We start from the raw sequence: 25898 nt of genomic DNA, 5'->3' as shown, positions 1-25898 counted from the left end.
GTCCCGTGGCAACCACCCCTCTGAACTCCCATGACGCCGGTCTGTGCTTTTGCACACCAGGCTCGCGCCCTGGTTTCCCCTGTTTGCAGTTCCATCGAAAGGACACCGTGTCTACCAAGTCACGCACCCGCAGTAAGACCCGCCTGTCGCGGGCCCTGGGCATCGCCCTGACCCCGAAGGCCGCCCGCTACCTCGAGAAGCGTCCGTACGCACCGGGGGAGCACGGTCGCACCAAGCGCAAGACCGACTCCGACTACGCCGTTCGTCTTCGCGAAAAGCAGCGCTTACGCGCCCAGTACGGCATCCGCGAGGCTCAGCTCAAGATCGCCTTCGAGGAAGCTCGCCGCGCCCAGGGACTGACCGGTGAGAACCTCGTCGAGATTCTCGAGACCCGTCTCGACGCTCTTCTCGTGCGTTCGGCCATCGCCCGCACCACCGCCCAGGCCCGTCAGATGATCGTGCACCGTCACATCCTCATCGACGGCCAGCTGGTTGACCGGCCCTCCTTCCGCGTGAAGCCGGGTCAGCTCATCCACGTCAAGCCCAAGAGCGAGGGCATGGAGCCGTTCCAGGTTGCAGCCGCCGGCGGTCACGTCGACGTTCTCCCGAAGCTCCCGCCGTACCTCGAGGTCGAGATCGACAAGCTGCAGGCCCGCCTCGTGCGCCGCCCCAAGCGCATCGAAATCCCGGTGACCTGTGAAGTCCAGCTCGTCGTCGAGTACTACGCGGCCCGCTAGGTTCTTTTTTACCTGCGCCGCCGTCAGGCAGCGCTTCTGAACTACGCTGGAGAGCGGATCACCCTTGGGGTGGTCCGCTCTTTGCATTTCTGCACGCCGAATGTCGGTGCATGCCGATCGAGGAATGGATGGTTGGTCAATGTCTGGTGCAGATATCGTCGGTCTGGTTTTTGCGGGCGGCTTCGCCGTCCTGGTGCTCTTCCTGTCCGTCCCGCTGTTCAAGCTCGGGCGCGTCTTCGATGAGACGACCCTGGCCATCCGAGACCTGAGCCACAACGTGACACCGCTGCTCGAGGAATCGACGAAGACCCTGCAGGAGACCAACGCCCAGCTCGCCCGGGTCGACACCATCACGTCGAATGTGGCGGATGTCACGGGCAATGTCTCCGCGATGGTGGCCCTGGTCGCCGCGACCGTCGGCGGTCCGCTGGTCAAGCTCGCGGGCTTCTCCGCCGGCGTGCGCGCCGCCCTCGGGGCCGCCCGACCGGCCCTCACCCGTCGGCGCCGGTAGTCCGGCGCAGGGAGTCGGCTATTCTGGAAAGAAGCCGTTCGAGTCTCGGATCCGGGTCTCCACACACGTCAGGGAGCATTGTCATGAAGAACTTCATCTGGTTCGTCGTCGGTCTGGCCACGGGGCTGCTCCTCGCCCGTGAGGGCGGTAAGACGCGTCAGGGCAAGCAATTCTTTGCCGATCTCGACACCAAGGCCCGCGAATTCGGCGAGGCCATCTCGGACGGTTACCGCAAACGCGAGGCCGAACTGCGGGACGCCATCGGCGATATCGCTGCGGAAGCCGACGACTCGATCGAAAAGCTCACCCAGCCGTAAATTTCCATCTTTTTCCCGCTACAACGAACTACGGAACTAATGCAGACTGCTGAAATTCGCGGGCGCTGGCTCGACTTCTTTGCCGATCGCGGACACACCGTTGTCCCCTCCGCTTCGCTCGTCAGCGACGACCCCACACTCCTCTTCACGGTGGCCGGCATGGTTCCGTTCGTGCCCTACCTGACCGGTCTCGTACCGGCCCCGTACCCGCGCGCGACGAGCGTGCAGAAGTGCATTCGCACCAATGACATCGAAGAGGTCGGCAAGACGCCGCGTCACGGCACCTTCTTCCAGATGAACGGCAACTTCTCATTCGGCGACTACTTCAAAGAAGAAGCCATCGGGTACGCCTGGGAGCTGCTCACCACCTCAGAGGCCGACGGCGGCTACGGCTTCGCGGAGAAAGACCTCTGGGTCACGGTCTACGAAGACGACGACGAGGCCTTCCGCTACTGGCGCGCCCTCGGCCTGCCCGAGAACCGGATCCAGCGCCTCGGCATGGACACCAACTACTGGTCGACCGGCCAGCCGGGCCCCGCCGGACCCTGCTCCGAGATCTTCTTCGACCGCGGTCCCGCCTACGGCATCGACGGCGGTCCGGCCACCGACGACGACCGTTACGTCGAAATCTGGAATCTCGTCTTCATGCAGTACCTGCGCGGCGAGGGCACCGGCAAGAACGACTTCATCATCCTCGGCGACCTGCCGAAGAAGAACATCGACACCGGAATGGGCCTCGAACGCGTCGCCTTCCTCAAGCAGGGCGTCGAGAACATGTACGAGATCGACCAGGTGCGTCCGGTCCTCGACCGTGCCGCGGAGCTGTCCGGTCGCCGTTACGGCGCCGTGCACGATGACGACGTGCGGATGCGCATCGTCGCCGACCACGTGCGGTCGTCCCTGATGCTGATGAGCGACGGCGTCATGCCGTCCAACGAGGGCCGCGGGTACATCCTGCGCCGCCTCATGCGCCGGAGCGTCCGCGCCATGCGCCTCCTCGGCGTGGAGGGCTCCACCTTCCCCGAGCTCTTCCCGGCCTCACGCGACGCCATGGCCGGGGCCTACCCCGAGGTCAAGGCCGACTACTCCCGGATCAGCCAGGCGGCGTACGCGGAGGAGGAGACCTTCCTCCGCACCCTCGCCAGCGGCAGTGCGGTCCTGGACCTCGCCGTGGCGAAGACCAAGAAGGCCGAGAAGGTCGTTCTCCCGGGCGACACCGCGTTCCTCCTGCACGACACCTACGGCTTCCCGATCGAGATCACCCTCGAGATGGCCGAGGAGGCCGGCCTCAGCGTCAACCGCGACGCCTTCGACGCCCTCATGGCCAAGCAGCGCGCAATGGCCAAAGCCGACGCTAAGGCCAAGAAGACGCACCTCGCCGACCTGTCGGTCTACAGCGCCTTCCGCGCGGCGGGGGAGACGCTCTTCACCGGCTACGACGCCCTGCAGACCGAATCCAGCGTGCTCGGCATCATCGTGAGCGGACAGTCCGTCGACCGCGCCGTTTCCGGTGAGATCGCCGAGGTCATCCTGGCCGAGACGGCGCTCTACGCGGAGTCCGGCGGCCAGGAGGCCGACGCCGGCCTGATCGTGGGAACCGGCTACGAGCTCGAGGTCCTCGACGTGCAGAAGCCCGTCAAGGGGCTCATCAGCCACAAGGTCCAGGTCCGGTCCGGCGAGGTCGGTGTCGGAGACGCGGCCACCAGCGTCGTCGACCCCGATTGGCGCCGCGGCGCGCGCCAGGCCCACTCCGGCACGCACGTGCTGCACGCAGCCTTGCGCCAGGTGCTCGGCCCGAACGCGCACCAGTCCGGCTCCTACAACAAGGCCGGTTTCTTCCGCCTCGACTTCTCCTGGAACCAGGCTCTGTCCCCGGCGACCCGCAGCGAGATCGAAGAGATCTCGAACAACGCCATCCGGGACAACCTGCCCGTTCAGACCCGCGAGCTTCCCCTGGCCGAGGCGAAGGCCCTCGGAGCCATGGCCCTGTTCAGCGAAAAGTACGGCGACCGCGTGCGGGTGGTCGACATCGGCGGCCCCTGGTCACGTGAACTGTGCGCGGGAACCCACGTCTCTTCCAGCGCGGAGATCGGAATGATCAGCCTCGTCAGCGAGGGCTCCGTCGGATCCACGAACCGCCGGGTGGAATCGCTGGTCGGCCTCGAGGCCTTCCGCGACCTGGCCGCCGAACGCGCCCTCGTCTCCCAGCTGACCGCGAACCTGAAGACCCCCCGGGATCAGCTGCCCGAACGCATCAACGAGCTCGTGCAGAACCTCAAGGCCGCCGAGAAGAAGATCGCGGCCTTCGAAGCCCGTGCACTCACGGACAAGGTGCCGGCCCTCGTCGCGTCCGCCTCCACGGCAGGTTCGGTCAAGGTCGTCGCCGAGAACGTCGGCACGCTGAATTCCGCCGACGAACTGCGGATGCTGGTGACCGCCACGCGCACCCAGCTGGGAAGCGGCCCGGCCGTCGTCGCCCTCGCCGCGGTGGTCGGCGAGAAGCCGGTCGTTATCGTGGCCACCAACGCCGCGGCGCGCGAGTCCGGCCACCGGGCCGGCGCGCTGGCCAAGCAGGTCGCCGGGATCCTCGGCGGCGGCGGCGGCGGCAAGGACGACCTCGCCCAGGGCGGCGGCACCGATGTCGCGGCCATTCCGAACGCCCTCGCAGCCGTCACCTCAGCCGTAGCGGGCTGAGCAGCATGCGTCACGGCGTGAGAGTGGGAGTCGACGTCGGGACAGCGCGGATCGGGCTCGCCCGAAGCGACCCGCACGGCATGCTGGCGACGCCGGTCGAGACCGTGAGTCGCGACCAGTCCGGCAGCCTGGACGTGGTGCGGATCGCGGCCGTGGTGGCAGAGCTCGACGCCATCGAGGTCGTGGTCGGCCTGCCCCTGGCGCTGTCCGGAAACCGGACAGCATCGACCAACGACGCGGTGGGTTTCGCAGAGTTGCTCGCCCGGACCCTGTCGATCCCGGTGCGACTGGTCGACGAGCGCCTGTCCACGGTCGCCGCCCAGTCGGTGCTGCGCGCCGCCGGGCGCAAGGCCAGGACCCAGCGCCCAGTGGTCGATCAGGTCGCCGCCACTATAATTCTTCAACATGCCCTCGACACCGAACGTGCTCTGGGAACGCCACCCGGCTCGGCGGTGGCTCCGACCGAAGGGCCGCCACAGTGACGAATCCCCCCGCTGATCCCGACAGAGTGCCGGTCGAAGTCACGCCGTCGGGCTGGGACGCCCTGCTCAGTGGCTGCGTGAACAGCAGCGGCGGCGTGAACACCAGCGCCAGCGCGCCCCGCGACCCCGCCGTTCCGGGAGCGAACGCATCCGCGTCGCCGACGGTACCGTCGCGCCGGGCCCTGCGGGAATCGCAGCAGCCGGGCACGCGTTCCAGCCGGCGCACCCAGCTCGGCACCGAACCGCCGCGGAAGAAGAGGCGGCGGGGCGCCTGGGTCGGGCTGATCATCACCCTGGTCGTGGTCGCGTTGCTGGCTGGCGGCGTCCTGCTGCTGCAGGAACCCCTCTCGAAGATCGTCGCGGCCGTGCAGGGGCCCGCAGACTACGCCGGGAAGGGCACCTCGAAGGTCGTGGTGATGATCCATGACGGCGAAACCGGGCAGGACGTGGCAGACTCCCTCGTCGACCAGGACGTGGTGAAGAGCTATGAGGCCTTCTACTCCCTGCTCCTGAAGGAGTCGCCCGCGCCGGTGTTCCAGCCCGGCGCCTACCGGCTGGCCAGCAAGATGAGCGGCCGCGCGGCCCTCGACGCGCTGCTCGACCCCGCCAGCAAGCTCGAGCAAACCGTCGTGATTCCCGAGGGCACCGCCGCGGTGGACGTGCTCCAGCTGGTCTCCGAAGGCACCAGCATCCCGCTGGCCGACCTGAAGGCCGCCGCCAAGGACGTCGTCGCCTACGGGCTTCCGGCCGAGGCGACCTCCCTCGAGGGCTTCCTGTTCCCGGCCACCTACACCTTCGCGCCCGAACTGTCGGCCGCGGACGCGATCAAGACCCTCGTCGATCGTCAGTTCCAGGCCCTCGACGACGCCGGGGTGGCTCCGGAGAACCGCTGGAAGACCATCGTGTTGGCCTCCCTGATCCAGCGCGAAGCCGGCCTGACCGAGGACTACTACAAGGTCTCCCGGGTGTTCCTGAACCGGCTCGACCCGGCGCAGTGGGAAACCGGGCTGCTCCAGTCCGACGCCACCGTCGCCTACGGCACCGGGGAGACCCACCGCGTGACCACGACGGACGCCGAGCGGGGCGACCCCGCCAACCCCTACAACACCTACCAGCACCCCGGCCTGCCGATCGGGCCGATCTCCAACCCGGGCGACGCCGCGATCGACGCCGCCGTGCACCCGGCCGACGGCCCCTGGCTCTACTTCGTGACCTGGAACCTCGACACCGGCGAAACGATCTTCTCCGCCACGGCGGCGGAGCATGACGCGGCGGTCGCCAAGTGGCTGGCCTGGATGGACGAGCACCCCGAATATGGCTAGGCACGCGGCATCCGTTGCCCCCCGGCGCCTCGCGGTGCTGGGGTCGCCGATCGCGCACTCGTTGTCACCGGCGCTGCACCGGGCCGCCTACCGGGCGCTCATGCTGGACTGGAGATACAACACGGTCGAGGTCACCGCCGACGGGCTGGCCTCCTTCGTCGGCTCGCTGGACGCCGACTGGCTGGGCCTCTCCCTCACCATGCCCCTCAAGCACGAGATCCTCCCGCTCCTGGACGGCGTCGACCGGGTGGCAGCCCAGACCGGTTCGGTGAACACCGTGCTGTTCGGCCAGGCCGACGGCCGTCGGACCCTGCAGGGTTTCAACACGGATGTCCCCGGCCTGGTACGCGCTCTGGCCGAAGCCGGGGTGCGTCGGGCCGACCACGTGACCGTGCTCGGCGCCGGCGCCACGGGGGCGTCCGCTCTCGTCGCGGCGGCGGACCTGGGCGCCGAATCGGTCGACGTCCTGGTGCGAACCCCGGCGAAGGCGGCCGACCTGATCGAGCTGGGCCGCAGCCTCGGCGTGGTCGTGACCGTCGGGGAGCTCGCGGATCTCGCCGATCCGAGCCGGCACAGCGAACTCGTGATCAGCACCCTTCCGGGCGGGACCGCCCTCGGCGGCGAATTCCCCGCCGACCTGCGCCGCCGGGCGCCGCTCTTCGATGTGAGCTACTCGCCGTGGCCGAGCGAACTTGCCCGGTCGTGGGCCTTTGCGGGAGGCAGCGTGTCATCCGGGCAGGGGATGCTGCTGCACCAGGCCCTGATCCAGGTGCGCATATTCCGTTCGGGCGATCCGTTCGAACCGCTTCCCGGCGAGGACGCCGTGCTGCAGGCCATGCGCGGCGCCCTGACCGGACAGGCTGTGACAGGATAGTGGGCATGCTTCGTTGGCTCACTGCCGGAGAGTCCCACGGCCCCGAACTCATCGCCATTGTCGAGGGTTTGCCCGCTGGAATCCCGGTCACTCTTGATGCGATCCGCCTCGATCTCGCGCGCCGCAAACTCGGCTACGGCCGAGGCGCGCGGATGAAGTTCGAGCAGGACGAACTCAACATCTCCGGTGGTGTGCGCTACGGGCTCACCCTGGGCGGACCGGTCGCCCTGCGCATCGGCAACACCGAATGGCCCAAGTGGGTCGACGTGATGAGCCCCGACGTTCCGAAGGAGACGCCCAGCGGTCGAGGCCGCGGCGCGCCCCTGACCCGGCCCCGGCCCGGTCACGCCGACCTCGCCGGCATGCAGAAGTACGGTTTCGACGAGGCCCGCCCTGTGCTCGAGCGCGCCAGCGCCCGAGAGACCGCCGCCCGCGTCGCCCTCGGCGCGATCGCGCGTTCTTTCCTGTCGGAACTGGGCATCGGCCTGGTCAGTCACACGCTGTCCATCGGACCGGTGCGGGTGCCGGACGACGCCCCGCTCCCCGTTCCGGGAGACGTGGACGCCCTCGATGATGACCCGCTGCGCTGCTTCGACGAGGCCACCTCCGCCCGGATGGTGGCCGAAGTCGACCTGGCGCACAAGGAGGGCGACACCCTCGGCGGCGTCGTCGAGGTGCTCGCCTACAACCTTCCTCCCGGGCTCGGCTCCTTCGTGCACTGGGACCGCCGGCTCGACTCGCAACTGGCTGCCGCGCTGATGGGCATCCAGGCGATCAAGGGTGTCGAGGTCGGCGACGGCTTCCTCACCACGACCAGGCGCGGCTCGGACGCCCACGACGAGCTTGTCCAGTCCGACGGCCGCATCCAGCGGGTCAGCGACAAGGCCGGCGGCACCGAGGGCGGCATGAGCACCGGGACCGTGCTGCGCGTGCGGGCCGGCATGAAACCCATCGCGACCATCCCGCGGGCCCTCCGCACGGTGGATGTGACGACGAGTGAGGCGGCGCCCGCTCACCACCAGCGCTCCGACGTCTGTGCTGTCCCGGCGGCCGGCGTGGTGGCGGAGGCGATGGTGGCTCTCGTGCTCGCGAACTCGGTCCTGGAGAAATTCGGCGGGGACTCGATCGAGGAAACCCGTCGCAACCTGGAGTCGTACCTGGCCCACATCCCGGCGAACCTCAAGACGAGCGCGTCCAGCGACGCCTCCCTGTAGTAATGCGGGATGCAGCGAAGCCGACGCAGCAGCACCAGAAGCAGCAGCACCAGGAGCAGCAGCACCAGGAGCAGCAGCATCCAGCCAAACCGCTGTTCCCGCTCGTGTTCATCGGTCCGATGGCCGCCGGGAAGACCCGGATCGGCCGTCTCGTGGCCCGCACCCTCGACGTGCCGTTCGTCGACACCGACGCGCGTATCGTCGCGGACCACGGTGCGATCAAGGAGATCTTCGAGCAGCACGGTGAGGAGCACTTTCGTGCCCTCGAACGCGAGGTGGTGGCGCAGGCGCTGACCGAGAAAGCCGTCGTGTCCCTCGGCGGGGGAGCCGTGCTCGACCCCGACACGCAGGCGGACCTGGCCCGCTGCAGCGTCGTCTACCTGAGCGTGTCGGCCCAGGCCGTGCGCAGACGGCTCGGCGGCGGCAAACGCCCCCTGCTGCGGGGCGGCATCGCCGATTGGAAACGCATCTACAACCAGCGGCGCCCCACCTACGAGGCGCTGGCCAGCATCCGCTTCGACACATCGCACCGTCCGTTGGACGCCATTGCCGATGCCGTCGTGACCTGGACCACAACGAGAACGTGACCGGAGCCATCGTGTCTGAAAATACAGAATCAAAAAACACCTCCCCTGAAAGCGTCGAGCCCGCCACCACTGTGATCACGGTGAACGGAGTCGACAGCTACCCCGTGTTCGTGGGCCGGAACCTCCTGGACGAGGTCGTGGAACAGCTCGGCCCGAAGGTGGCCAAGGTGCTGATCGTGCACACCTCCCACCTCGGTGCCCGCGCGGCCGCCCTGCGCGAGAGCCTGCTCGGCCGGTACGAGGTGCTGATCGCGGAGGTGCCCGACGCGGAGGGCGCCAAGCGGGTCGAGGTGGCGGCATTCTGCTGGCAGGTGATGGGCCAGGCCGACTTCAGCCGGACCGACGCCGTGATCGGCTTCGGCGGCGGCGCCGTCACCGACCTGGCCGGTTTCGTGGCCGCCACCTGGCTGCGCGGGGTTCGCCTGGTGCAGATCCCGACAAGCGTACTCGCCATGGTCGACGCGGCCGTCGGCGGCAAGAACGGCATCAACACCGCCGAGGGCAAGAACCTCGTCGGCACGTTCTACGCCCCGGCCGCCGTGATCTGCGACCTGGACACCCTGGCCGACCTCCCGCGCAACGAGATCCTGGCCGGCTTCGCCGAGATCGTGAAGGCCGGCTTCATCCAGCTGCCCGAGATCCTCGACATCGTCGAAGCGGATGTCGCGGCCGTCACCGACCCGGCCACGCCGCAGTTCCGGCGTGTGCTCGAGCTTGCGATCGGGATGAAGGCCGAGGTCGTCGGGCAGGACTTCAAGGAGTCCGGACTGCGGGAGATCCTGAACTACGGGCACACCCTCGGTCACGCGATCGAGCACGCGGAACGCTACGGATGGCGTCACGGTGCCGCCGTCGCGGTGGGCATGATGTTCGCCGCCGAGGTCGCCCGGCTGAGCGGGCGCCTGTCGGACGCGGCCGTGGACCGGCACCGCAGCATCCTGGAATCGCTCACCCTGCCGACCACCTACCCGGTCGGGCGGTGGAGCACCCTGCTCGCGACCATGCAGCGCGACAAGAAGACGCGCAGCGGCATGCTGCGTTTCATCGTCCTGGACGACATCGGCAAGCCCACCGTGCTCGAAGGCCCCGACGCCTCGCTGTTGTTCGCCGCCTACCAGGAGATCGGCTCCTGACCGGGTGCTGCGCCTATACTGACGTCTGATCCGGGTACATCCCGATCGCCCCTGACCACAGTTGTTCAAAGGTTGCATGACGAGTCCGTGGACCGTTGGTTCTGCGTCGGATCTGAGCGAGGGCAGCTTCGTCAAGCTGGCGCGGGCGCACGAGGCCGCGGTCCTGGACAAGGTGGCGCGGCCGGGTGTGCGCAAGCTGGTGCAGGAATCCTGGGACCGGTCCCTGTCACTGCGACTCGACCCGTCGAGGCTCGCCCCGGAGCGGGAGCTCACGTTCGACGAACTGCGGGACAAACGAGACCAGCACCCCCTGGCGTCCGTCCTGGCCGTGGTTCACAACCTGCTGATCCGTCACTCCTTCGATTCCGGGCTGATCGTGGCGATCGGGGACGAATTCGGCCGGCTGCTCTGGATCGACGGCGACCGGGAGGTGCGCCGGCGTGCCGAGGGGATGCTGTTCGTCGAGGGCTCCGACCGGTCGGAGCGACGGGTCGGCACGAGCGTTCCGGGAACGGCCCTGGCCCTCGACCACGGCATCCAGATCCAGCGCGCCGAGCACTTCAACCACCTCGCGCATCCGTGGAGCTGCACCGCCGTGCCCATCCACGACCCGGACTCCGGTGACATCCTCGGCGTCATCGACATCACCGGCGGAGCCGAGGCGGTGGCCCCCCAGACCCTCCCGCTGGTGGAGGCGGCCGTCGCCGCGATGGAGGCGGAACTGCGCATCCAGCGCCTGAGCGCCTCCGCGGCGGCGCCCACGGTGGCGCGGTTCTTCGGCCGGGCGCTGCCGGCACCCCCGGTGCGCACCTCTCCGGCCCGGTTGGAGGTGCTCGGCCGGGACCACGGTCAACTGGAGAACGACGGCGGCGCCGGGGAGGTCAGCCCGCGCCACGCCGAAATTCTGACCCTGCTGGCGTGGAACCGGGACGGGCTCTCGGCCGACCGGTTGTCGCTGCTGCTCACCGACCAGGCGAACGGGGTCGACAACCTCAGGGCCGAAATGGTGCGGCTGCGGAAGGTGCTGGAACAGACCAGCCCCCGGATCGGCATCGCCTCCCGCCCCTACCGCCTCGAGACCCCTCTCGAGCTCGACGCCCAGCGGGTGCTCGCCTTCCTCGAGCGGGGCGCGCACCGGGTCGCCCTGGGCGCCTACCGCGGACCGGTGCTGCCCGGTTCCAGCGCGCCCGGCATCATCGAGATCCGCACCGAGGTCTCGGCCAGACTGCGCGAAGCCATGCTCAGCGACGCCTCCGCCGAGTTGCTGCTCGAGTACGCGCGCACCGACGAGGCCACCTATGACAGCGAGGTCTGGCGGGCCTGCCTCGAACTGTTGCCGGCCCGGTCGCCGAAACGGGCATCCGTCGTGGCCCGGCTCAAGCGGATCGACGCCGAAATGCAGCAGAGGGGCACCGAGGCCGAGCCTCGCAAGATCCCGCAACGCTGAAGCAACGTTCTCCTTCCTAGGCTCAAGGCCAGGTCCGCAGCAGGCGGACCCCACCGACAACGTCGTCGACGAGGAGAGATCATGACCGTCTATTCCAACCCCGGAACCCCGGGCGCCCTAGTCACCTTCAAACCCCGCTATGAGAACTGGATCGGCGGCGAGTGGGTGAAGCCCGTCCAGGGCCAGTACTTCGAGGACATCTCGCCCGTCAACGGAAAACCATTCGCCGAGGTCGCCCGCGGAACCGCCGAAGACATCGAGCTGGCACTGGATGCCGCCCACAGGGCCGCGCCGGCCTGGGGGAAAACCTCGTCGACCGAGCGCGCGGCCATCCTGAACAAGATCGCCGACATCATCGACGCCAACCTCGAACTGCTGTCCGTCGCCGAGACCTGGGAGAACGGGAAGCCGGTCCGGGAGACCTTGAACGCCGACCTCCCGCTCTCCTCGGACCACTTCCGGTACTTCGCCTCGGCGATCCGGGCCCAGGACGGCGAGCACGCTGAGCTGAACGGCGACATGGTCTCGTACCAGTTCCACGAGCCGCTCGGCGTCGTCGGGCAGATCATCCCGTGGAACTTCCCGCTCCTGATGGCCGTCTGGAAGCTGGCCCCGGCCCTGGCAGCCGGCAACGCGATCGTGCTCAAGCCGGCCGAGCAGACCCCGGTGTCGATCCTGGTGCTGATCGAACTGGACGGCGACATCCTGCCTCCGGGAGTGCTCGACGTCGTCAACGGGTTCGGCATCGAGGCCGGCAAACCGCTCGCCTCGTCGTCGCGGATCCGGAAGATCGCGTTCACGGGGGAGACCTCGACCGGGCGCCTGATCATGCAGTACGCGAGCGCCAACATCATCCCGTCGACCATGGAACTCGGCGGAAAGAACCCCAACATCTTCTTCAGCGACGTCGCCCAGGAAAAGGACGCCTTCTACGACAAGGCCCAGGAAGGCTTCGTGCTGTTCGCGTTCAACCAGGGCGAGGTCTGCACGGCCCCCAGCCGGGCGCTGCTGCAGAAGCCGATCTACGACGACTTCCTCGGCGACGCCGTCGAACGCACCCGCAAGGCGATCCAGGGCAACCCGCTCGACACGAACACGCAGGTCGGCGCGCAGTCCAGCAACGACCAGCTCGAGAAAATCCTGTCCTACATCGACATCGGCAAGAAGGAGGGCGCGAAGCTGGCCCTCGGCGGCGAACGGGTCGACCTCGGCGGCGAGATCAGCGGAGGCTACTACGTGGAACCGACCATCTTCGAGGGACACAACAAGATGCGCCTCTTCCAGGAGGAGATCTTCGGCCCGGTGCTCGCAGTGACGAGCTTCACCGACTACGACGACGCCATCTCGATCGCCAACGACACCCTCTACGGGCTCGGCGCCGGTGTCTGGTCCCGCAACGGCAACATCGCCTACAAGGCCGGCCGGGACATCCAGGCCGGCCGGGTCTGGGTGAACAACTATCACGCCTACCCCGCCGGAGCGTCATTCGGCGGTTACAAGAGCTCGGAGATCGGCCGGGAGAACAACAAGCTCGCGCTCGGCGCGTACCAGCAGACGAAGAACCTGCTGGTGTCGTACTCCGAGGACGCGCTGGGCTTCTTCTAAACCGCACGCCGTATTCGAACAGCCCGGGCCCACCCGGAGCATGCGGGGGACCGCCGCGACGAGCAATGGCCGGTGGTCCTCCGCCCCAGGACTCGACCGATCAGAAGGGAACGGCCATGCCGCAGGAAAGCGTCATCGCATCGATCACCATCCCGGGGGAAACCAGTGCTCGGGTGGAGTTGACCCCGGTCGCGGTCGAACTAGTGCGGAGCCTCTGGGACGAACACGGGCCGCTCATGTTCCACCAGTCGGGGGGCTGCTGCGACGGTTCCTCGCCCTGAGCTACCCGGCGGGGGAGTTCATCACCTCCGACCGGGATGTGCTCCTCGGCCGGCTGGACATCGCGCCGTCCGCAACGGAACCACGCGTGATCGATTTCTGGATGTCTGCCGAGCAGTTCGAGTACTGGAGCCACACCTTCCTCAGCGTCGACGTGGTGCCCGGCCGTGGCGGCGGCTTCTCCGTCGAGGCCCCGCGGGGCGTGAGGTTTCTGCTGCGATCCCGGCTGATGGAGTCGTTCGGGTAACCGGTTGCCCGGCGGCCCTGGCGGGGATTCCTCCCCAGGCCCGACGGCCGACCTGAGCCTGTGCAGACCCGCCCCAGGCCTCCACGCTCGGGCACTCTGGTGCACATGACCAGCCCACTCCGAATCGAAGACGCCGCTCCCGTGACCACGATGACCGAGGCCAGGGAGCGAGTCGCCGACCTGATCGGCCACGCCATCCGCCGGCAGCTCTGGTTCATGATGCTCGATGCCCAGGGATGGCAGATCCCCCTCCTGATCCCCGTGGACGGGATCCCCCTCCGGCCGGATCCGGGTAGCGTCACCGGGATGGCTGCGGCGATCACCGAGGTACTGCGCTGCCACGGGCCCGGAGGCAGCGTCATCCTGACCCTGGAGCGTCCCGGCGCGGCCGCCCTCACCGCCCCCGACCAGGCCTGGGCACGAGAGCTCAGCGTTTCGTTCGGCAAGGTGGTCCGAATCACGGGCATGTTCGTCGCCCACGACGAGGGGGTCTGCGAACTCGTCACCGGCCCTTCGGCTGGAGCGGCAGCCCCGCCAGGTGAGCCCTCGGTCAGGGCGCGAAACCGGGTGTGAAGATGCTGCGGATCAGCAGCACGAGCTGAACGATCAGGCCGATTCCGGTGCCGACCATGGCCGCGATCAGGACCGCCCGGATGAGCACGGTCCAGTCGAAGGAATAGTCCTGGAAGTCGAACGGGAAGACCTCCCACAGGCCGACCAGCACGGCGAGACCGATTCCCAGGGTGATCAGATCGCCCAACGCCCTGATCGGGGGGAGGTCGAGCACCAGATACACGGCGTTCACGATGATGCCGACGATCAGGGAAAGATTGAAGATGCCCAGCACCTGGCTGGTTTCCGGGGTGAGGAAAGGGACGGACTGCCACCCCGGCCAGGCGTTGACCAGATACAGAATCACGGCGTTGACCGCGATCGCAATTGCGAACCCCGCTTTGCGCGCGACGGGACTCGTCGTGCGTCGTGGAACGGTATCGGTCACGGTGTCTCCATCCCGGGTCTCCCACGTCCGCCTCAGCGTCGCCGGCCCGGCAACCTCAGTGCGTGTCCATCTCCGTGGCCGCCTGGGCCAGTTGGGTCTGGAGTTCTTCGGCATCAACGTCGAGTTGCTTCTCGGTTCGCTTGTCGGCACGGATTCCGGCCTTCTGGAGTTCCGCGGTCACCTCCTCCTTGCCGATGATGATGAGCGCCGCTTGACCGGAATCGAGGGCTTCCCCGAGTTCCTTGACGTCGTTGCGGGACAGCGCGCGAGTGAACCGATCAGGCCGCCGGCCGCACCGCCGGCCGCCGTCATCCCGATGATCGAGGGCGGAAACAGCAGGCCGACCACGGCCCCCGCGGCGACTCCCGTCCAGCCCGCGTGCCTCGTCTCCGACCTCTTGATCGTCACGCTGCCTTCAGCCTCCTTGGTGGCGATTGCGGCGTCGTAGGTGCCGATGACCTTGGCATCGTGCATGTCACGCACGACCTCAAGGTCGTCCTTGGCGATCTCCGGATCGTCACATACGCCGAGGAAGAGGAATACCGGCTCTTTTTCTTTAGACATTTTCGGGTACCTCCGTGGTTGAGTGTTTTGGGTGAGTGCTGGACGCCCTCGGTGAGTCCGAGGTCATCGCCCCGCAAAACCCGTTGGTGACGGTACCGACGCGGTCATGGCCTGTCAACCATCAGATGTCGCCGCTGTGAGCGTTCAGGGCGTCGGTCTCAGGCGCCCTTCTCGCCCGGGTGGAGCATGACGCGGCAGTCGATGCACCACCACGCGCCGAGGATGGCTTCCGTCGGCCCCAGACAATCGGGACAGTAGGGGGCGCTCAGATAATCGGGGGAGGAATCCATACCCTGAGTGTGCCGCCGACTCCCGGAACGGGCCAAGAGGATTGCGCGCGGGTGACGGTCTAGCTGGGTCCGGCGGCCGTCCTCGCAGACCTCAGTGTCCTCGCAGACCTCAGTGTTCTAATATCGACCGTATGGCACTCCTGTATCAGGCCGAGTTGAGGCCGTCCAAGATCGAACTCATCGAGGCGTGGGCTCCCACCCAGCCGTGGTTTGCGGGGAGCGCCGGTGCGACCTTCTCGAACGTCGGGTCATTCCGCTTCGACGATCCCGCCGGCGAGGTGGGAATCGAGACAATACTTGTCCGCGCAGGGGACGGCCCACTGCTACAGGTTCCCCTGACCTACCGCGGGGCGGAGCTCGAGGGCGCAGACGAGTGGCTCATCGGCACCATGGCTCACTCGGTGCTCGGCCGGCGGTGGGTGTACGACGGGGCCGGCGACCCGGCCTACCTGACCGCGGTGGCGACGGCGGCGCTCACGAGCGGCGGCCAGGCCCAGCTTCACATCGACATCGACGGCGAGCGGGTCGTGCGGGAGCCGACGGCGTTTGTCGTCGGAAGCGGGACGCCGGCCGCATCCGTGCCCGTGGTGCCCGCGGGCACACGGGTGTCCACCCGGTCTGAGCAGGGAAGGACCGTGGTGGAAGCGAGTGATCTTCGCCTCGTCGTCCTCCGCGTGCTCGGCGCCCCGGGAGCAACGATGCGCGCATTCAGCTCACAGGAGGTGCTCAGCGGCACCTGGTCGGGCCAGGCCGAGCCCCGAGCGCTCGTGCTGGTTCAGGCGGCCCCGGTGGAGACATCCGTGCCCGCGGATGACTGAACGCACCCTGATCCTGCTGCGACACGCCAAGTCGGACTGGTCCGGCCCCGGATCTGACGTCGACCGGCCGCTGGCCGGTCGCGGGCTGCATCAGGCGCCTTCAGCTGGGCGCTGGCTGGCCGATAACGTGGGCGACCTCGATCTCGCCGTCGTGTCACCGGCGACCCGGGCTCGCAGCACGTGGGAGCTGGCCTCGGCTGAGTTGGACACCACGCCGGAGACGCGGATCGACGATCGGGTGTACGCCGCTTCCGCGGGTGAGCTCCTCGCCGTCGTTCGAGACCTGCCCGACGACGTCGAAAGCGTCGTTCTGGTCGGGCACAACCCCGGCTTCGAGGGCCTCGTGTCACTTCTCACCGGAGAGTTCGTCCCGATGAAGACGTCAGCCCTCGCGGTGATCGGCTGGATGGGCCCCTGGTCGGCCGCCGGGAGCGTCTCCGCGAGCCTGCGCGCATTGGGACGGCCGCCTCGGGGCCTGTCCGGTCGCTGATGGCCCGCTCAACCCCGCGGTTCAGCTGAGATCCGCGAGGAAGTGTACTGTCGTCGGCGTACATGCCACTACGACGAAAAGGGCGGACAACGGGATGTGAACGGGTTGTGACCGCCGCCTTCGCCCTCGATGCGAAAGGAATGCCCATGACCGAAATCGTCGATATTGAAGCGGCCGGAGCGGAGCCGGAGGACACCCTCGGCCCGGTCGACTGGATCGTCGTGGAGTTCCCGGGCAGCCGGTTCAACGGCTCCATCGGACCCGAAATCGCGTCGTTGGTCGAACAGGGCGTGGTGCGGGTGCTCGACCTGTTGATCATCAGAAAAGATGCCGATGGCGCCCTCGAAGTGTTTGAAATCGAGGACCTCGAGGAGGCGGAGTTGGGCGAATTGCGTTCCTTTGAGACCGCTCTCGCGACGCTCCTCAGCGAAGACGATGTGACGGCCGTCGCCGAAGCCGTCGAACCGGGCAGCAGCGCTGCCCTCCTGGTCTGGGAGAACCTCTGGGCTGCTCCGTTCGGTTCCGCGGTCCGGCGGGCCGGCGGCCAGCTCATCGCGAGCGGGCGCATCCCGACCCAGACGCTCCTGGCGGCGCTTGAGGCAGACCGGGCAGATGAAACAGACGACCTGGAAGGGATCTGACATGCCCATTGCACGCAGAAGAGTCGGCCGTCCGGGAGTGGTCGGTCACGCACCGATCGCACGAACCGCGGCCGTTGTCGGTACCGCTGCTGTGGTCGCCCACGGTGTCGCCCACGGTGTCGACCGCCGCAGCGACCGTCGTGACGACAGGCGCGATCGGCGCTGATCCGAAGCCTGCTGATCCGGGGTTCAGTTGCTCGGAGCCGTGCCGACGACGTAGGCCTTGACGACGTCACGAGTGTGGAGCGGCCCGGTGCCGGAGAGGGGGGCCACCTGGACGGACCAGCGTGGCGAGGACCGGTCAATGCCGTCTGCGCTGCCGGCCCAGACGGCATCTCCACCCGTGCACGAGTAGGTCCCGTACCAGCCGGGGTACTGGGCCAGGTTGTTCCAGACGCCGCCGCTGCGCATCAGACACCGTTCACCGTCGGCGAGCAGCAGGCCGAGGGGTTGCGCGGCCGGTGGTGCGGGGACCGTGGGGAGATCGCCCTTGCTCGTCATCCTGGCCAGGTCGACCTTCCACGGGTCCCGGAAGCAGAGCACGGAGCCGGGGGAGGCGTCCTTCCAGCAGGCGACGGCGTAGACGCTGGAGGGGGCGCAGCTGAGGATGTTGTCGTCGACGGCGACCAGGGAGGGCCGCGCATTCGTCGGGGTGGTTCCGCAATCGACCGTGACAGCGGAGTCGTCCGTGACGGTGAACCCGGCCGCGGGCAGACCGGCCTGGGAGACGGGGCGAACCACGACCTGGTCGGTGGGGGCGGACCCGCTGCCAGTGGTCGACGGTGCGGACGACTGCGCGGTGCAGCCGGTGACGAGCACGAGTGCGCTGCCCAGCACGATCAGGGGCAGTGAGATCAGGCGAAGTGAGCGCATTTCGGCCCTCCTGTTCCGCACGGCCAGGTCTTTCTGGTCGTTGCCGCCGACCAGTCGTCGACCAGTTGTCCCGGCCTTTCGAAGGCAGACGGTACCCGCGGCGAAATCTGGCGTCAAGTCCTCAGGGCCGCACACCGAAGCGGCGGCCCTCGGCCGGGTCTAGATTGAACGACGACACCCCAGGCTCGTTCGCATCGAGGAGGATTTCATGGCCGCACGTGTGCTCTGGTCGCGCATTCTCGTCGCCCTCGGCGGGATCGGGATGGCGCTGGGAGCCGTCGATCCGGTGGAAGGTTCCCTGCTCATCCTTCTCGGCAGTGCCCTGGTCGCGTTCGGCCTGTTTCTCGGCAAGCGAGAGCGACCCGTGCTGCTCTATTCTCTGTGGGTCCTGGTCCTGATCGCGTTCGGCGTCGGGGCGTTGTTCGCACTGAGCGCGGTCGGCGGCATCGGCGGCGGGAGCGGGCGTTCGATGTGGTGGGGAGTGCTGATCCTGCCGTATCCGATCGGCTGGCTGATGGCGCTTGTCGGTGCGATGTACCTGTTGGTCCGATATCTGAGGGACCGCAGGCGCGCGCCTCACCCGTAGCGGCGCTCAGGGGTGGCGCGTCCCCCGGCCGTCGAGGACGGCCCGGTAGCCTTGCTGATAGGTCGGGTAGGTGAAGACGAAACCCGACTCGAGCAGGAGCCGGTTGCGGAGGCGCTTGTCACCGCCGCGGTGGCTCTCGGTCGCGACGGTTTCCGGCAGCGGCAGGCCGAGCTCGGTGGCGAGGAAGTTCAGCACCTCCCGGCTTACCACCGGGGCGTTGTCCACACCGAGGTAGAGGGGTTCGGGCGACTGGTTGCGACTCATCAGGTGCACGATCGCGGCCGCTGCGTCGTCTCGGTGAATGCGGTTCGTGTGCCGCGACTTTGCGGACACGGTGGCGCCGCCTTCCCTGACCTGGGTGATGAGACGCTCCCGGCCGGGGCCGTAGACGCCGGCCAGCCGGAACACGACCGCCGAGGGAATGCGCGAGTGCAGCAAGTGTTCGGCTTCGAGCAGGATGGCGGCGGTTCCGGGCCGGGGGTTCGCCGGCGTCTGCTCGTCGACCCAGCTGCCATCGGACACGTCGTAGACGGCAGTGGAGGAAACCAGCAGGAACCGGTGCGGCGTGACCCGCGCGTCGTCCAGGCCGTCGAGGAGGTTGCGGAGGCCGTCGACGTAGGCCGCGCGGTAGGCCTCCGGGGTGGGGCTGCCCGGGGTGAGGGCGACGATGACGATCTCGGTGTCGGGCGGCACGACCGGCTTCTCCCTGCTGAGGTCGACCGACTGGCCTGAGATGGCCGCGGGGAGCAGCTCTGTTCGACGGCGCAGTCCCACGACGTGGTGGCCGAGCTCCGCGAAACGCAGGCCGACCTCCGTGCCGAGGTCGCCGCATCCTGCGATGAGTATCGTCATCGATCTCCAATGTTCCGTCTAACGGTAGCTTCTCCAGGACTGAAGGGACGGCGGATGCCATGATCGAAGCGGGGGTTGCCCCCAGGCTGCCGCATTCGCCCGGCCGTGCACCGCAACCGCCTGGCCCGGGGGAACATGTTTGCATGGAGTGATCTGAGAATACCGATCATCGCAGCGCCCATGGCGGGAGGTGCGTCCACACCTGAGCTCGTCGTCAGCGTCGGCGAGGCGGGAGGGCTGGGGTTCCTGGCCGCCGGATATAAGACGCCGGATGCGACGGCCCAGCAGATCATCGAGGTGCGGCAACGCACGCATCGCCCCTTCGGTGTCAACGTGTTCGTTCCTGGGCCGCCGCTGACTGACCAGACTGGAGTTGAGTCCTTCCGTGATGAACTGGCCGGGACCGCGCGGGCATACGGTGTGGAGCTGCCACCGATCCGGGTCGCGGATGACGACTGGTTCCCCGAGAAGCTGGCCCTGCTCGCCGAGCTGCGGGTCCCCGTGGTGTCTTTCACCTTCGGGCTGCCGCCGATCGAGTGGGTGCGGGAGCTGGGCGCTGCCGGCTCATACCTGATTGCGACGGTCACATCCGTTCAGGAGGCAGCGCTCGCCGGGGAACGAGGAATCGACGCGCTCTGCGTTCAGGGCACGGAGGCGGGAGGCCACCGAGGGACGTTCACCCCGGTTGAAGAGCCGGGGACAGTACCGCTGGCCGAGCTGGTCTCCGCCGTCCGTGAGGTCTCCCGGCTGCCGATCGTCGCAGCCGGCGGCATCCATTCCGGGGCGCAGATCGCCGCCCTCCGGGAGTCGGGAGCGGTCGCCGTGCAACTCGGAACCGGGTTCCTCCGCACCGATGAGTCAGGGGCCCACCCGTCGCACCAGGCTGCGTTCGCCGACCCGCGATTCTCTCGGACCGTGATCACGCGGGCGTTCTCCGGCCGCCCCGCCCGCGGCCTGCTGAACGCGTTCATCACCGAGCACGACGCCGCCGCACCCCGGGCCTATCCCCAGGTGCACCACCTCACGAAGGGGCTTAGGGCGGCAGCCGGCCGGCGCGGCGACCCGGACGGACTCGCGCTCTGGGCAGGCACCGGATACCGGTCTGCGAAAACCGGGCCTGCTTCGGACGTGCTGATGGGGCTGTGGGAGGAGACGCGCCTCGCGCCAGGCGCGGAAACGGAAAGGGACGTGTGACTGACCCGGTTGCTCGAACAGAGGTGGATCCGCTGCTGCCGGGTTCGCGGGATCCTGCTCAGGTTGCAGGGGGGCCGCGCTGTGGGAATCGTTGACGGCGAGGCCAGCGTCGGGCAACCCTCAGAACGGTGCGGGATCAGGGCCGGGATCGAGCACAGATTCCGGTGCAGGCTGCGGCGGCGGTTCCGGTGCCACGGCACGGATGACCGTGGCCGGCTCGGTCATGAACGAGCGCCCACTCGGTGACATCCACTCCAGAACACCCAATTCGAGGTGCTTGACGCTCCACCCGGTCTCGCTTTTCAGCGCATGGCACGGCGGACACAGGTGGGCGAGGTTGTCCTCGGCGGTCAGCCCGTTGAACTGCCAGTCCAGCGAATGGTCAAGGTCGGCATGCGCCGCCGACCGGTTGCAGCCGGGGAACCGGCAGGTCTCGTCCCTCACCCGCAGGTACTTCTTGAGGTCTTTGGGCACCTTGTACCGGTCCCGGCCGACCGAGAGCACCACCCCGGTCTCCGGATGCACGAGAAGCCGGGTGAAGCTCGGTGCCCCAGCTGTGATCCGCCGCGCGGTGTCCGCGTCGATCGGGCCGTAACCCTCCAGATGGGCCGGTTCGTCGTTGAGACCCATGAGACTGAACACCGGGACCGTGATGTTCACCGAACCGCGGATCCCCTTGCCGAGTCCCGACGGCGTCACCCCGTCGAGGATGAGGTCCTCGAACACGTCCGCCTTCAACTGGGTCAGGGTTCGTTCCTCCTCCTTGCTCTGCAGGCTCAGGGCCATCAGCGTCACCCGTTCGTACGCGGCCTGCGCCTTCTCCGCGCTGGCGTAGAAGGTGAGCGACGCCATGCCGTCCGGCTCGGGCTCGAAGAACACGGCCCGGTCCTGCACGGATTTCTGGTGCCGCGCCTTGATCGTCTCCGGGTGCCACCGCTCCCGCAGAATCCGCGCGTTGTACTTCAGCTTCGAGGCGGTGAGAGTCGACGCGGATTTGAGTACCGCCGCTTCGAACTTCGCGCGCCCTTCTGCGGGAACCGACCAGGCCTGATTGATCACCGCCTTGGCGTGCTGGTAGCTGATCTCGCCCGATGCGAGCGCGGCCCGGGTCGCCGGGAGGTCACAGGCCAGGGCCCGGCTCTCCGCGACCAGGTTCTCCGCCGTGCGCTGCGGCACCCGGATCGTGCAGGCCAGTTCGCTGGAGAACTCCCGCTCGGCCACCTCCCGGGCGTCCCAGCGGGCACCCGGAATCCGGGCGGCGTTGTGGGCGATGGCCTGACCGAATCTGCGGGCGTCTTCGATCAGGCGAGCGACCTTGGCCTGGGCCCGGGCAACCTCACTGTGGGCGTCTTTGATCGCGTCGAAATGCCGGCCCATGGCCTCTCGCTCTTCGATCACTGCTGGCTTCATGAGGAACACGCTACGGGCACCCACCGACACGGCCCCGGCATCCGTGGACACCGTGGATAACCTGATCAAACCCACATTGTGGAGGACAAGTCGCACCCCGACAAGCAACACGGAGTGCAGTGGAGAACCGAGGGGAGCCTCTAGGCTGTGGTGATGACCACAGTCCTCGTTCTGAACGGCCCCAACCTTGGACGACTCGGCAGTCGCGAACCCGACGTCTACGGTTCGGCTGACCTCGACCAACTGCGGGCAACCCTCGTGCAGGCGGCACCCGCCGGGGTCACCGTCGATGTGCGCCAGACCGACGATGAGGCCGAGCTGATCCACTGGCTCTACGAAGCCGTCGACGAGCGGATCCCGGTGATCCTGAATCCGGCCGCGTTCACGCACTACAGCTACGCGCTGCGGGATGCCGCCGCCCTCGTCACCAAGGCCGGCCTCACCCTGGTGGAGGTGCACCTGTCCAACCCGCACGCCCGGGAGACCTTTCGCCACACCAGCGTGGTCAGCGCCGTCGCGACGGGAGTGATCGCCGGCTTCGGGTTCAATTCCTACCGCCTGGCCCTGGACTTCATCACCCGTTCCCTGGTCGACAGCACCGACAGCACCGACAGCACCGACAGCACCGACAGCACCGGTACAGCCCGCTGACCTGCCGCCGCGGCAGCCTTTGGCTCACAGGGCCGGGGCAACTACACTTGTTTGAGGCCGATTCGGCCGCGCACCTTCCTAATTGAATGGAACACCTTTTCATGGCATCTACCGCCGATATCCGAAATGGCGTCGTACTCAACATCGACGGCCAGCTCTGGGCTGTAACCGACTTCCAGCACGTCAAGCCCGGCAAGGGTGGCGCCTTCGTGCGCACCAAGCTGAAGAACGTCGTCACGGGCAAGACCGTCGACCGCACCTTCAACGCCGGCGCCAAGATCGAAACCGAGAACGTCGACCGCCAGGACTTCCAGTACCTGTACGCGGACGGCGACTCCTACGTCTTCATGGACGTCTCCGACTTCGACCAGCTGCACGTCCCCGCCCTGGTCGTGGGCGACGCCACCAACTTCATGCTCGAGAACCAGAACGTGACGATTGCCCTGCACAACGGCAACCCGCTCTACGTCGAGCTGCCGGCATCCGTCGTGCTCGAAATCACCTACACCGAGCCTGGCCTCCAGGGTGACCGCTCCACCGGCGGCACCAAGCCCGCCACGGTCGAAACCGGCTTCCAGATCCAGGTTCCGCTGTTCCTCGAGCAGGGCACCCGGGTCAAGGTAGACACCCGCACCGGCGATTACCTGGGCCGCGTCAACTAGTGAGCGCGCGCACTAAAGCGCGCAAGCGCGCGATCGACATTCTCTACATCGCCGACGTTCGGCAGATCACCATCCCGGAGTCCCTCGCCCTGGAAGCCCAGCGGGCGGCCAACGAGCCGGCCCGGATGGCGTCCTGGCTGTACGCGCGGGAGATCGTCGACGGCGTGGTGGACCACCGCGACGAGATCGACGAACTGATCGAGACGTACTCGCAGGGCTGGACGCTCAAGCGCATGCCCGTGATCGACCGCGCGATCCTGCGCATCGGCATCTGGGAGGTGCTCTTCAACGACGCCGTTCCGCACGCCGTCGCCATCGACGAGGCCGTCGAGGCCGCCAAGATCCTGTCGACGGATGACTCGGCCGGCTTCGTCAACGGACTACTCGGGCGCATCGCCCAAACCGCACCAACCGCGTAACCCGCGGCCAGCCAGGGGGACCGCATGACCAGCACCACGCCCGAACCGTCGAACGAGCCTGCTCCCTACATTCCGGTCCCCGGCTCACAGCCGTACCCGCAGCGGCCCAAGACGAACACGCTCGCGATCGTCTCCCTGGTGTCGGCGTTCTTCGTCTCCCTCGCCGCCGTGATCACCGGGCACATCGCGCTGGGCCAGATCAAGCGCCGCGGCGAAGGCGGGCGAGGCCTGGCCATCGCCGGCCTGATCCTCGGCTACGCCGGCATCGTCGCCACGATCATCGGCGTCGTGCTGTTGATCGTGTTCGCGGCGGCGCTGGGAGCATTCTTCAAAACCGCAACCCACGACGGATCCACCGGCGGGTCGACGTCGCAGGCAACGAGCCCGCCCCGGGCCGGCCTCCCCACCGGCACGGTCGGAGCGGCGAACTTCGACGCGGGGTACCTCGTCGTGGGCACGGGCCCCGACGTGGTCGACGTCTACTTCGACCCGATGTGCCCGTACTGTCAGCAGTTCGAGACGGCCAACGGCGACCAGCTCGCCGCCCTGGTGGCCGATGGGAGCATCACGCTGCGCCTGCACTCGCTGACCTTCCTCGACCGCGCCTCCCTCGGCACGGAGTATTCGTCCCGCGCCTCCGCCGCGCTGACCTGCCAGGCCACGCTGAACCCCGACGCCACTCTCGACTACCTCGCCGCCCTGTTCGCGAACCAGCCCGCGGAGAACACCGAAGGTCTCAGCGACGACGAGCTGGTGGCCCTCGCCGGCGACGGTTCGAGCATCGCGGAGTGCGTCGCATCCGGTGACTACCAGGCCTGGTCCCAGGCCAACACGGAGCAGGCCCTCACCGGCACCATCCCGGATGCCGACATCACGCAGATTCAGGGCACGCCCACCGCACTGGTCAACGGCAGCGTCTACTCCGGCAGCGTCACCGACCCGGCCGAGTTCCTCGCCTTCCTCGGCGCCAACGCCGTCTCCTAGCCCGGCGCCCTGACCCGGGTCAGGTGGAGACGCTGATGCTGGCGACGTTTCCGACGATGGATGCCCACGGGCGGATGTCGTCACCCGGCTGCTTCTTGTAGGGGTGGCCCGTGTGATCGCGGCAGTCGAAGGCGATCTCGGCCTCGAACGCGACGCCGATGGCGTAGGTGTGCGAGCCCTGCAACTGCAGCGTCACCGACAGGTCGGTGAACGCCTGCCGCTGTGAATTGATGACGGACCCGCCCTGCCCGCTCTCGCTGAACCTGAACAGACTGCGTGAACCGAATGGCCCAGGAGCTCCCACTGGCCCGTGACCGGGTCGATCTCCCAGCCGGCCAGATAGGCCGTGCCGCGGTACGCGAAGTGAGCGAACCCGGCCGGTGTGCCGGGCATGTGCCACCAGCGGGTTTCGGTGACGAGATCGATGTCGGCGCTCACGGTGACGGTGGAGAGGCTGGCCCGGGGAGTGATGCTGACGCCGGTACCGGCGAAACCGATGTAGCTCGGGTTCAGCGCGGAGACGTTGACCCAGCTGAACAGGCGGCCGTCCTTCTCCGAGGCGGAACTGCCGGCGGGCTGGCCCTTCTCCGTGTTCGACCACCGGTACCGGTACCGGTGGTCGCCCGGCGGCGCGACGAACCAGTACCTCTTGAAATCAGCCTCCGCCGGAATGTAGAGGCTGTCCGGCCAGGTCAGGGTGAAGACCGGACGGTCCCGGAAATACTGCGAGAATACCGCGTCCCGGTACTTGTGCACGCTCTCGAGCCGGGCCTCCTCGGTGGGAGCCAGGAGCTCGAGTTCGCGCTGCACGGACTCGATCTCCTGACGCCGCAACAGGCTGATCGGCCCGGCTGGTGCGCCCACCTCCGAGGCGAACGGGGACGGGCCCCGAGCTTCCCCTCGTCGTGACGCCTCGTCCGTCGGCGACATTGTCGGTCTCCCTCCGCAGCCTTTCCCGGGTCTGGCCCATCGTTGCCGGTAGCTTAACCGCGGCCGGCGCCCGTTGCTAGGGGGA

The 25898-nt window shown here is 68.0% G+C and carries 30 protein-coding genes and 1 pseudogene; 23 read left to right on the top strand and 8 right to left on the bottom strand.

Annotated features, from left to right (window positions below; genetic code table 11):
- Nucleotides 1-107 precede the first annotated feature (107 nt).
- The 14 genes and pseudogenes from rpsD (at nucleotide 108) to E3T37_RS10310 (ending at nucleotide 14022) form a co-directional block, all read left to right on the top strand.
- Nucleotides 108-737 (top strand): 30S ribosomal protein S4, encoded by a 630-nt coding sequence (gene rpsD, locus E3T37_RS10375; protein WP_134366709.1) that lies wholly within the window; start codon nucleotides 108-110, stop codon nucleotides 735-737.
- A gap of 139 nt (nucleotides 738-876) precedes the next feature.
- A complete protein-coding gene (locus E3T37_RS10370) occupies nucleotides 877-1248 on the top strand; it encodes a DUF948 domain-containing protein (RefSeq protein WP_134366708.1) in 372 nt (123 codons plus the stop codon).
- A gap of 83 nt (nucleotides 1249-1331) precedes the next feature.
- On the top strand, nucleotides 1332-1565 hold the full coding sequence (locus E3T37_RS10365) for a hypothetical protein (RefSeq protein WP_134366707.1): 234 nt from the start codon (nucleotides 1332-1334) through the stop codon (nucleotides 1563-1565).
- Between the two features lie 39 nt (nucleotides 1566-1604).
- Nucleotides 1605-4259 (top strand): alanine--tRNA ligase, encoded by a 2655-nt coding sequence (alaS, locus tag E3T37_RS10360; RefSeq protein ID WP_134366706.1) that lies wholly within the window; start codon nucleotides 1605-1607, stop codon nucleotides 4257-4259.
- 5 nt (nucleotides 4260-4264) lie between these two features.
- Entirely contained in the window at nucleotides 4265-4741 is a 477-nt protein-coding gene (gene ruvX, locus E3T37_RS10355) for a Holliday junction resolvase RuvX (protein ID WP_134366705.1), read from the top strand.
- Nucleotides 4738-6063, top strand: a complete 1326-nt coding sequence (mltG, locus tag E3T37_RS10350; RefSeq protein ID WP_134366704.1) for an endolytic transglycosylase MltG — start codon at nucleotides 4738-4740, stop codon at nucleotides 6061-6063. Before ruvX ends, mltG begins: the two co-directional genes overlap by 4 nt.
- Nucleotides 6056-6937 (top strand): shikimate dehydrogenase, encoded by an 882-nt coding sequence (locus E3T37_RS10345; protein ID WP_134366703.1) that lies wholly within the window; start codon nucleotides 6056-6058, stop codon nucleotides 6935-6937. Before mltG ends, E3T37_RS10345 begins: the two co-directional genes overlap by 8 nt.
- Nucleotides 6938-6942: 5 nt before the next feature.
- Nucleotides 6943-8151 carry a chorismate synthase gene (gene aroC / locus E3T37_RS10340; RefSeq protein WP_134366702.1) on the top strand — a complete coding sequence of 403 codons (1209 nt, stop codon included), beginning with the start codon at nucleotides 6943-6945 and terminating at the stop codon, nucleotides 8149-8151.
- Nucleotides 8152-8153: 2 nt separating this feature from the next.
- Nucleotides 8154-8738, top strand: a complete 585-nt coding sequence (locus E3T37_RS10335; RefSeq protein WP_134366701.1) for a shikimate kinase — start codon at nucleotides 8154-8156, stop codon at nucleotides 8736-8738.
- 11 nt (nucleotides 8739-8749) lie between these two features.
- Nucleotides 8750-9871, top strand: coding sequence for a 3-dehydroquinate synthase (aroB, locus tag E3T37_RS10330; RefSeq protein WP_134366700.1), 1122 nt, complete (start codon nucleotides 8750-8752; stop codon nucleotides 9869-9871).
- Between the two features lie 76 nt (nucleotides 9872-9947).
- Nucleotides 9948-11318, top strand: a complete 1371-nt coding sequence (locus E3T37_RS10325) for a transcriptional regulator (protein WP_134366699.1) — start codon at nucleotides 9948-9950, stop codon at nucleotides 11316-11318.
- Between the two features lie 81 nt (nucleotides 11319-11399).
- On the top strand, nucleotides 11400-12923 hold the full coding sequence (locus E3T37_RS10320) for an aldehyde dehydrogenase family protein (protein ID WP_134366698.1): 1524 nt from the start codon (nucleotides 11400-11402) through the stop codon (nucleotides 12921-12923).
- A 116-nt stretch (nucleotides 12924-13039) separates the two neighbouring features.
- A pseudogene (locus E3T37_RS10315) lies at nucleotides 13040-13449 on the top strand (DUF779 domain-containing protein).
- A gap of 105 nt (nucleotides 13450-13554) precedes the next feature.
- Nucleotides 13555-14022 (top strand): hypothetical protein, encoded by a 468-nt coding sequence (locus E3T37_RS10310; RefSeq protein ID WP_134366697.1) that lies wholly within the window; start codon nucleotides 13555-13557, stop codon nucleotides 14020-14022.
- On the opposite strand, the gene E3T37_RS10305 is transcribed toward E3T37_RS10310, so the two are convergent.
- Genes E3T37_RS10305 through E3T37_RS10300 form a run of 3 tightly spaced genes read right to left on the bottom strand, consistent with a single transcriptional unit; the run spans nucleotide 14000 to nucleotide 15013 of the window.
- Entirely contained in the window at nucleotides 14000-14449 is a 450-nt protein-coding gene (locus tag E3T37_RS10305) for a hypothetical protein (RefSeq protein WP_134366696.1), read from the bottom strand. The genes E3T37_RS10310 and E3T37_RS10305 overlap by 23 nt on opposite strands.
- A 55-nt stretch (nucleotides 14450-14504) precedes the next feature.
- Nucleotides 14505-14630, bottom strand: coding sequence for a hypothetical protein (locus E3T37_RS17635; RefSeq protein WP_255572812.1), 126 nt, complete (start codon nucleotides 14628-14630; stop codon nucleotides 14505-14507).
- A complete protein-coding gene (locus tag E3T37_RS10300) occupies nucleotides 14627-15013 on the bottom strand; it encodes a hypothetical protein (RefSeq protein ID WP_134366695.1) in 387 nt (128 codons plus the stop codon). Before E3T37_RS10300 ends, E3T37_RS17635 begins: the two co-directional genes overlap by 4 nt.
- 421 nt (nucleotides 15014-15434) lie before the next feature.
- Between E3T37_RS10300 and E3T37_RS10295 the strand changes: the two genes are divergently transcribed.
- The 3 genes from E3T37_RS10295 (at nucleotide 15435) to E3T37_RS10285 (ending at nucleotide 17252) form a co-directional block, all read left to right on the top strand.
- The gene (locus E3T37_RS10295; protein ID WP_134366694.1) at nucleotides 15435-16121 is read left to right on the top strand and encodes a hypothetical protein; all 687 of its coding nucleotides are present in this window, start codon (nucleotides 15435-15437) and stop codon (nucleotides 16119-16121) included.
- Nucleotides 16114-16611 (top strand): histidine phosphatase family protein, encoded by a 498-nt coding sequence (locus tag E3T37_RS10290; protein WP_134366693.1) that lies wholly within the window; start codon nucleotides 16114-16116, stop codon nucleotides 16609-16611. The genes E3T37_RS10295 and E3T37_RS10290 overlap by 8 nt, the downstream gene beginning before the upstream one ends.
- 146 nt (nucleotides 16612-16757) lie before the next feature.
- On the top strand, nucleotides 16758-17252 hold the full coding sequence (locus E3T37_RS10285; RefSeq protein ID WP_134366692.1) for a DUF6325 family protein: 495 nt from the start codon (nucleotides 16758-16760) through the stop codon (nucleotides 17250-17252).
- Between the two features lie 189 nt (nucleotides 17253-17441).
- Here the strand turns inward: E3T37_RS10285 and E3T37_RS10280 are convergent, their stop codons facing one another.
- Entirely contained in the window at nucleotides 17442-18125 is a 684-nt protein-coding gene (locus tag E3T37_RS10280) for a hypothetical protein (RefSeq protein ID WP_134366691.1), read from the bottom strand.
- 208 nt (nucleotides 18126-18333) lie between these two features.
- On the opposite strand from E3T37_RS10280, the gene E3T37_RS10275 reads away from it, so the two are divergent.
- Nucleotides 18334-18711 (top strand): hypothetical protein, encoded by a 378-nt coding sequence (locus E3T37_RS10275; protein ID WP_134366690.1) that lies wholly within the window; start codon nucleotides 18334-18336, stop codon nucleotides 18709-18711.
- A 6-nt stretch (nucleotides 18712-18717) separates the two neighbouring features.
- Here the strand turns inward: E3T37_RS10275 and E3T37_RS10270 are convergent, their stop codons facing one another.
- Nucleotides 18718-19563 (bottom strand): SDR family oxidoreductase, encoded by an 846-nt coding sequence (locus E3T37_RS10270; protein ID WP_134366689.1) that lies wholly within the window; start codon nucleotides 19561-19563, stop codon nucleotides 18718-18720.
- A gap of 135 nt (nucleotides 19564-19698) precedes the next feature.
- Here E3T37_RS10270 and E3T37_RS10265 point away from each other — a divergent pair, with 135 nt between their 5' ends.
- The gene (locus E3T37_RS10265; RefSeq protein ID WP_134366688.1) at nucleotides 19699-20757 is read left to right on the top strand and encodes a nitronate monooxygenase family protein; all 1059 of its coding nucleotides are present in this window, start codon (nucleotides 19699-19701) and stop codon (nucleotides 20755-20757) included.
- Between the two features lie 120 nt (nucleotides 20758-20877).
- Here E3T37_RS10265 and E3T37_RS10260 read toward each other — a convergent pair whose 3' ends face one another.
- Nucleotides 20878-22167, bottom strand: coding sequence for an HNH endonuclease signature motif containing protein (locus E3T37_RS10260; protein WP_134366687.1), 1290 nt, complete (start codon nucleotides 22165-22167; stop codon nucleotides 20878-20880).
- Nucleotides 22168-22320: 153 nt separating this feature from the next.
- On the opposite strand from E3T37_RS10260, the gene E3T37_RS10255 reads away from it, so the two are divergent.
- The 4 genes from E3T37_RS10255 to E3T37_RS10240 all read left to right on the top strand — a co-directional run bounded on the left by E3T37_RS10255 (nucleotide 22321) and on the right by E3T37_RS10240 (nucleotide 24883).
- A complete protein-coding gene (locus E3T37_RS10255; RefSeq protein ID WP_134366686.1) occupies nucleotides 22321-22818 on the top strand; it encodes a type II 3-dehydroquinate dehydratase in 498 nt (165 codons plus the stop codon).
- A 101-nt stretch (nucleotides 22819-22919) separates the two neighbouring features.
- The gene (gene efp, locus E3T37_RS10250; RefSeq protein ID WP_134366685.1) at nucleotides 22920-23480 is read left to right on the top strand and encodes an elongation factor P; all 561 of its coding nucleotides are present in this window, start codon (nucleotides 22920-22922) and stop codon (nucleotides 23478-23480) included.
- Nucleotides 23480-23899, top strand: coding sequence for a transcription antitermination factor NusB (nusB, locus tag E3T37_RS10245; protein ID WP_134366684.1), 420 nt, complete (start codon nucleotides 23480-23482; stop codon nucleotides 23897-23899). Before efp ends, nusB begins: the two co-directional genes overlap by 1 nt.
- Nucleotides 23900-23923: 24 nt before the next feature.
- On the top strand, nucleotides 23924-24883 hold the full coding sequence (locus E3T37_RS10240; RefSeq protein ID WP_134366683.1) for a thioredoxin domain-containing protein: 960 nt from the start codon (nucleotides 23924-23926) through the stop codon (nucleotides 24881-24883).
- 19 nt (nucleotides 24884-24902) lie between these two features.
- Here the strand turns inward: E3T37_RS10240 and E3T37_RS16850 are convergent, their stop codons facing one another.
- Nucleotides 24903-25079, bottom strand: coding sequence for a hypothetical protein (locus tag E3T37_RS16850; protein ID WP_166787095.1), 177 nt, complete (start codon nucleotides 25077-25079; stop codon nucleotides 24903-24905).
- Entirely contained in the window at nucleotides 25076-25813 is a 738-nt protein-coding gene (locus E3T37_RS10235; protein ID WP_134366682.1) for a hypothetical protein, read from the bottom strand. The genes E3T37_RS16850 and E3T37_RS10235 overlap by 4 nt, the downstream gene beginning before the upstream one ends.
- Nucleotides 25814-25898 lie beyond the last annotated feature (85 nt).

It is taken from the genome of Cryobacterium sp. TMT2-10 (assembly GCF_004403075.1).
Lineage (GTDB): Bacteria > Actinomycetota > Actinomycetes > Actinomycetales > Microbacteriaceae > Cryobacterium > Cryobacterium shii.
This window is presented reverse-complemented; position numbering and strand designations above follow the sequence as displayed.

Coding starts and splice junctions, on each gene's coding strand:
- E3T37_RS10280 (WP_134366691.1), bottom strand. CDS start 18,125: ATGCGCTCACTTCGCCTGATCTCACTGCCCCTGATCGTGCTGGGCAGC.
- E3T37_RS10335 (WP_134366701.1), top strand. CDS start 8,154: ATGCGGGATGCAGCGAAGCCGACGCAGCAGCACCAGAAGCAGCAGCAC.
- efp (WP_134366685.1), top strand. CDS start 22,920: ATGGCATCTACCGCCGATATCCGAAATGGCGTCGTACTCAACATCGAC.
- E3T37_RS10300 (WP_134366695.1), bottom strand. CDS start 15,013: ATGTCTAAAGAAAAAGAGCCGGTATTCCTCTTCCTCGGCGTATGTGAC.
- E3T37_RS10310 (WP_134366697.1), top strand. CDS start 13,555: ATGACCAGCCCACTCCGAATCGAAGACGCCGCTCCCGTGACCACGATG.
- E3T37_RS10255 (WP_134366686.1), top strand. CDS start 22,321: ATGACCACAGTCCTCGTTCTGAACGGCCCCAACCTTGGACGACTCGGC.
- E3T37_RS10260 (WP_134366687.1), bottom strand. CDS start 22,167: ATGAAGCCAGCAGTGATCGAAGAGCGAGAGGCCATGGGCCGGCATTTC.
- E3T37_RS10325 (WP_134366699.1), top strand. CDS start 9,948: ATGACGAGTCCGTGGACCGTTGGTTCTGCGTCGGATCTGAGCGAGGGC.
- alaS (WP_134366706.1), top strand. CDS start 1,605: ATGCAGACTGCTGAAATTCGCGGGCGCTGGCTCGACTTCTTTGCCGAT.
- E3T37_RS10240 (WP_134366683.1), top strand. CDS start 23,924: ATGACCAGCACCACGCCCGAACCGTCGAACGAGCCTGCTCCCTACATT.
- ruvX (WP_134366705.1), top strand. CDS start 4,265: ATGCGTCACGGCGTGAGAGTGGGAGTCGACGTCGGGACAGCGCGGATC.
- E3T37_RS10265 (WP_134366688.1), top strand. CDS start 19,699: ATGTTTGCATGGAGTGATCTGAGAATACCGATCATCGCAGCGCCCATG.
- E3T37_RS10295 (WP_134366694.1), top strand. CDS start 15,435: ATGGCACTCCTGTATCAGGCCGAGTTGAGGCCGTCCAAGATCGAACTC.
- E3T37_RS10320 (WP_134366698.1), top strand. CDS start 11,400: ATGACCGTCTATTCCAACCCCGGAACCCCGGGCGCCCTAGTCACCTTC.
- E3T37_RS10285 (WP_134366692.1), top strand. CDS start 16,758: ATGACCGAAATCGTCGATATTGAAGCGGCCGGAGCGGAGCCGGAGGAC.
- E3T37_RS10345 (WP_134366703.1), top strand. CDS start 6,056: ATGGCTAGGCACGCGGCATCCGTTGCCCCCCGGCGCCTCGCGGTGCTG.
- E3T37_RS10275 (WP_134366690.1), top strand. CDS start 18,334: ATGGCCGCACGTGTGCTCTGGTCGCGCATTCTCGTCGCCCTCGGCGGG.
- E3T37_RS10235 (WP_134366682.1), bottom strand. CDS start 25,813: ATGTCGCCGACGGACGAGGCGTCACGACGAGGGGAAGCTCGGGGCCCG.
- E3T37_RS10370 (WP_134366708.1), top strand. CDS start 877: ATGTCTGGTGCAGATATCGTCGGTCTGGTTTTTGCGGGCGGCTTCGCC.
- aroC (WP_134366702.1), top strand. CDS start 6,943: ATGCTTCGTTGGCTCACTGCCGGAGAGTCCCACGGCCCCGAACTCATC.
- E3T37_RS10290 (WP_134366693.1), top strand. CDS start 16,114: ATGACTGAACGCACCCTGATCCTGCTGCGACACGCCAAGTCGGACTGG.
- E3T37_RS10270 (WP_134366689.1), bottom strand. CDS start 19,563: ATGACGATACTCATCGCAGGATGCGGCGACCTCGGCACGGAGGTCGGC.
- E3T37_RS10365 (WP_134366707.1), top strand. CDS start 1,332: ATGAAGAACTTCATCTGGTTCGTCGTCGGTCTGGCCACGGGGCTGCTC.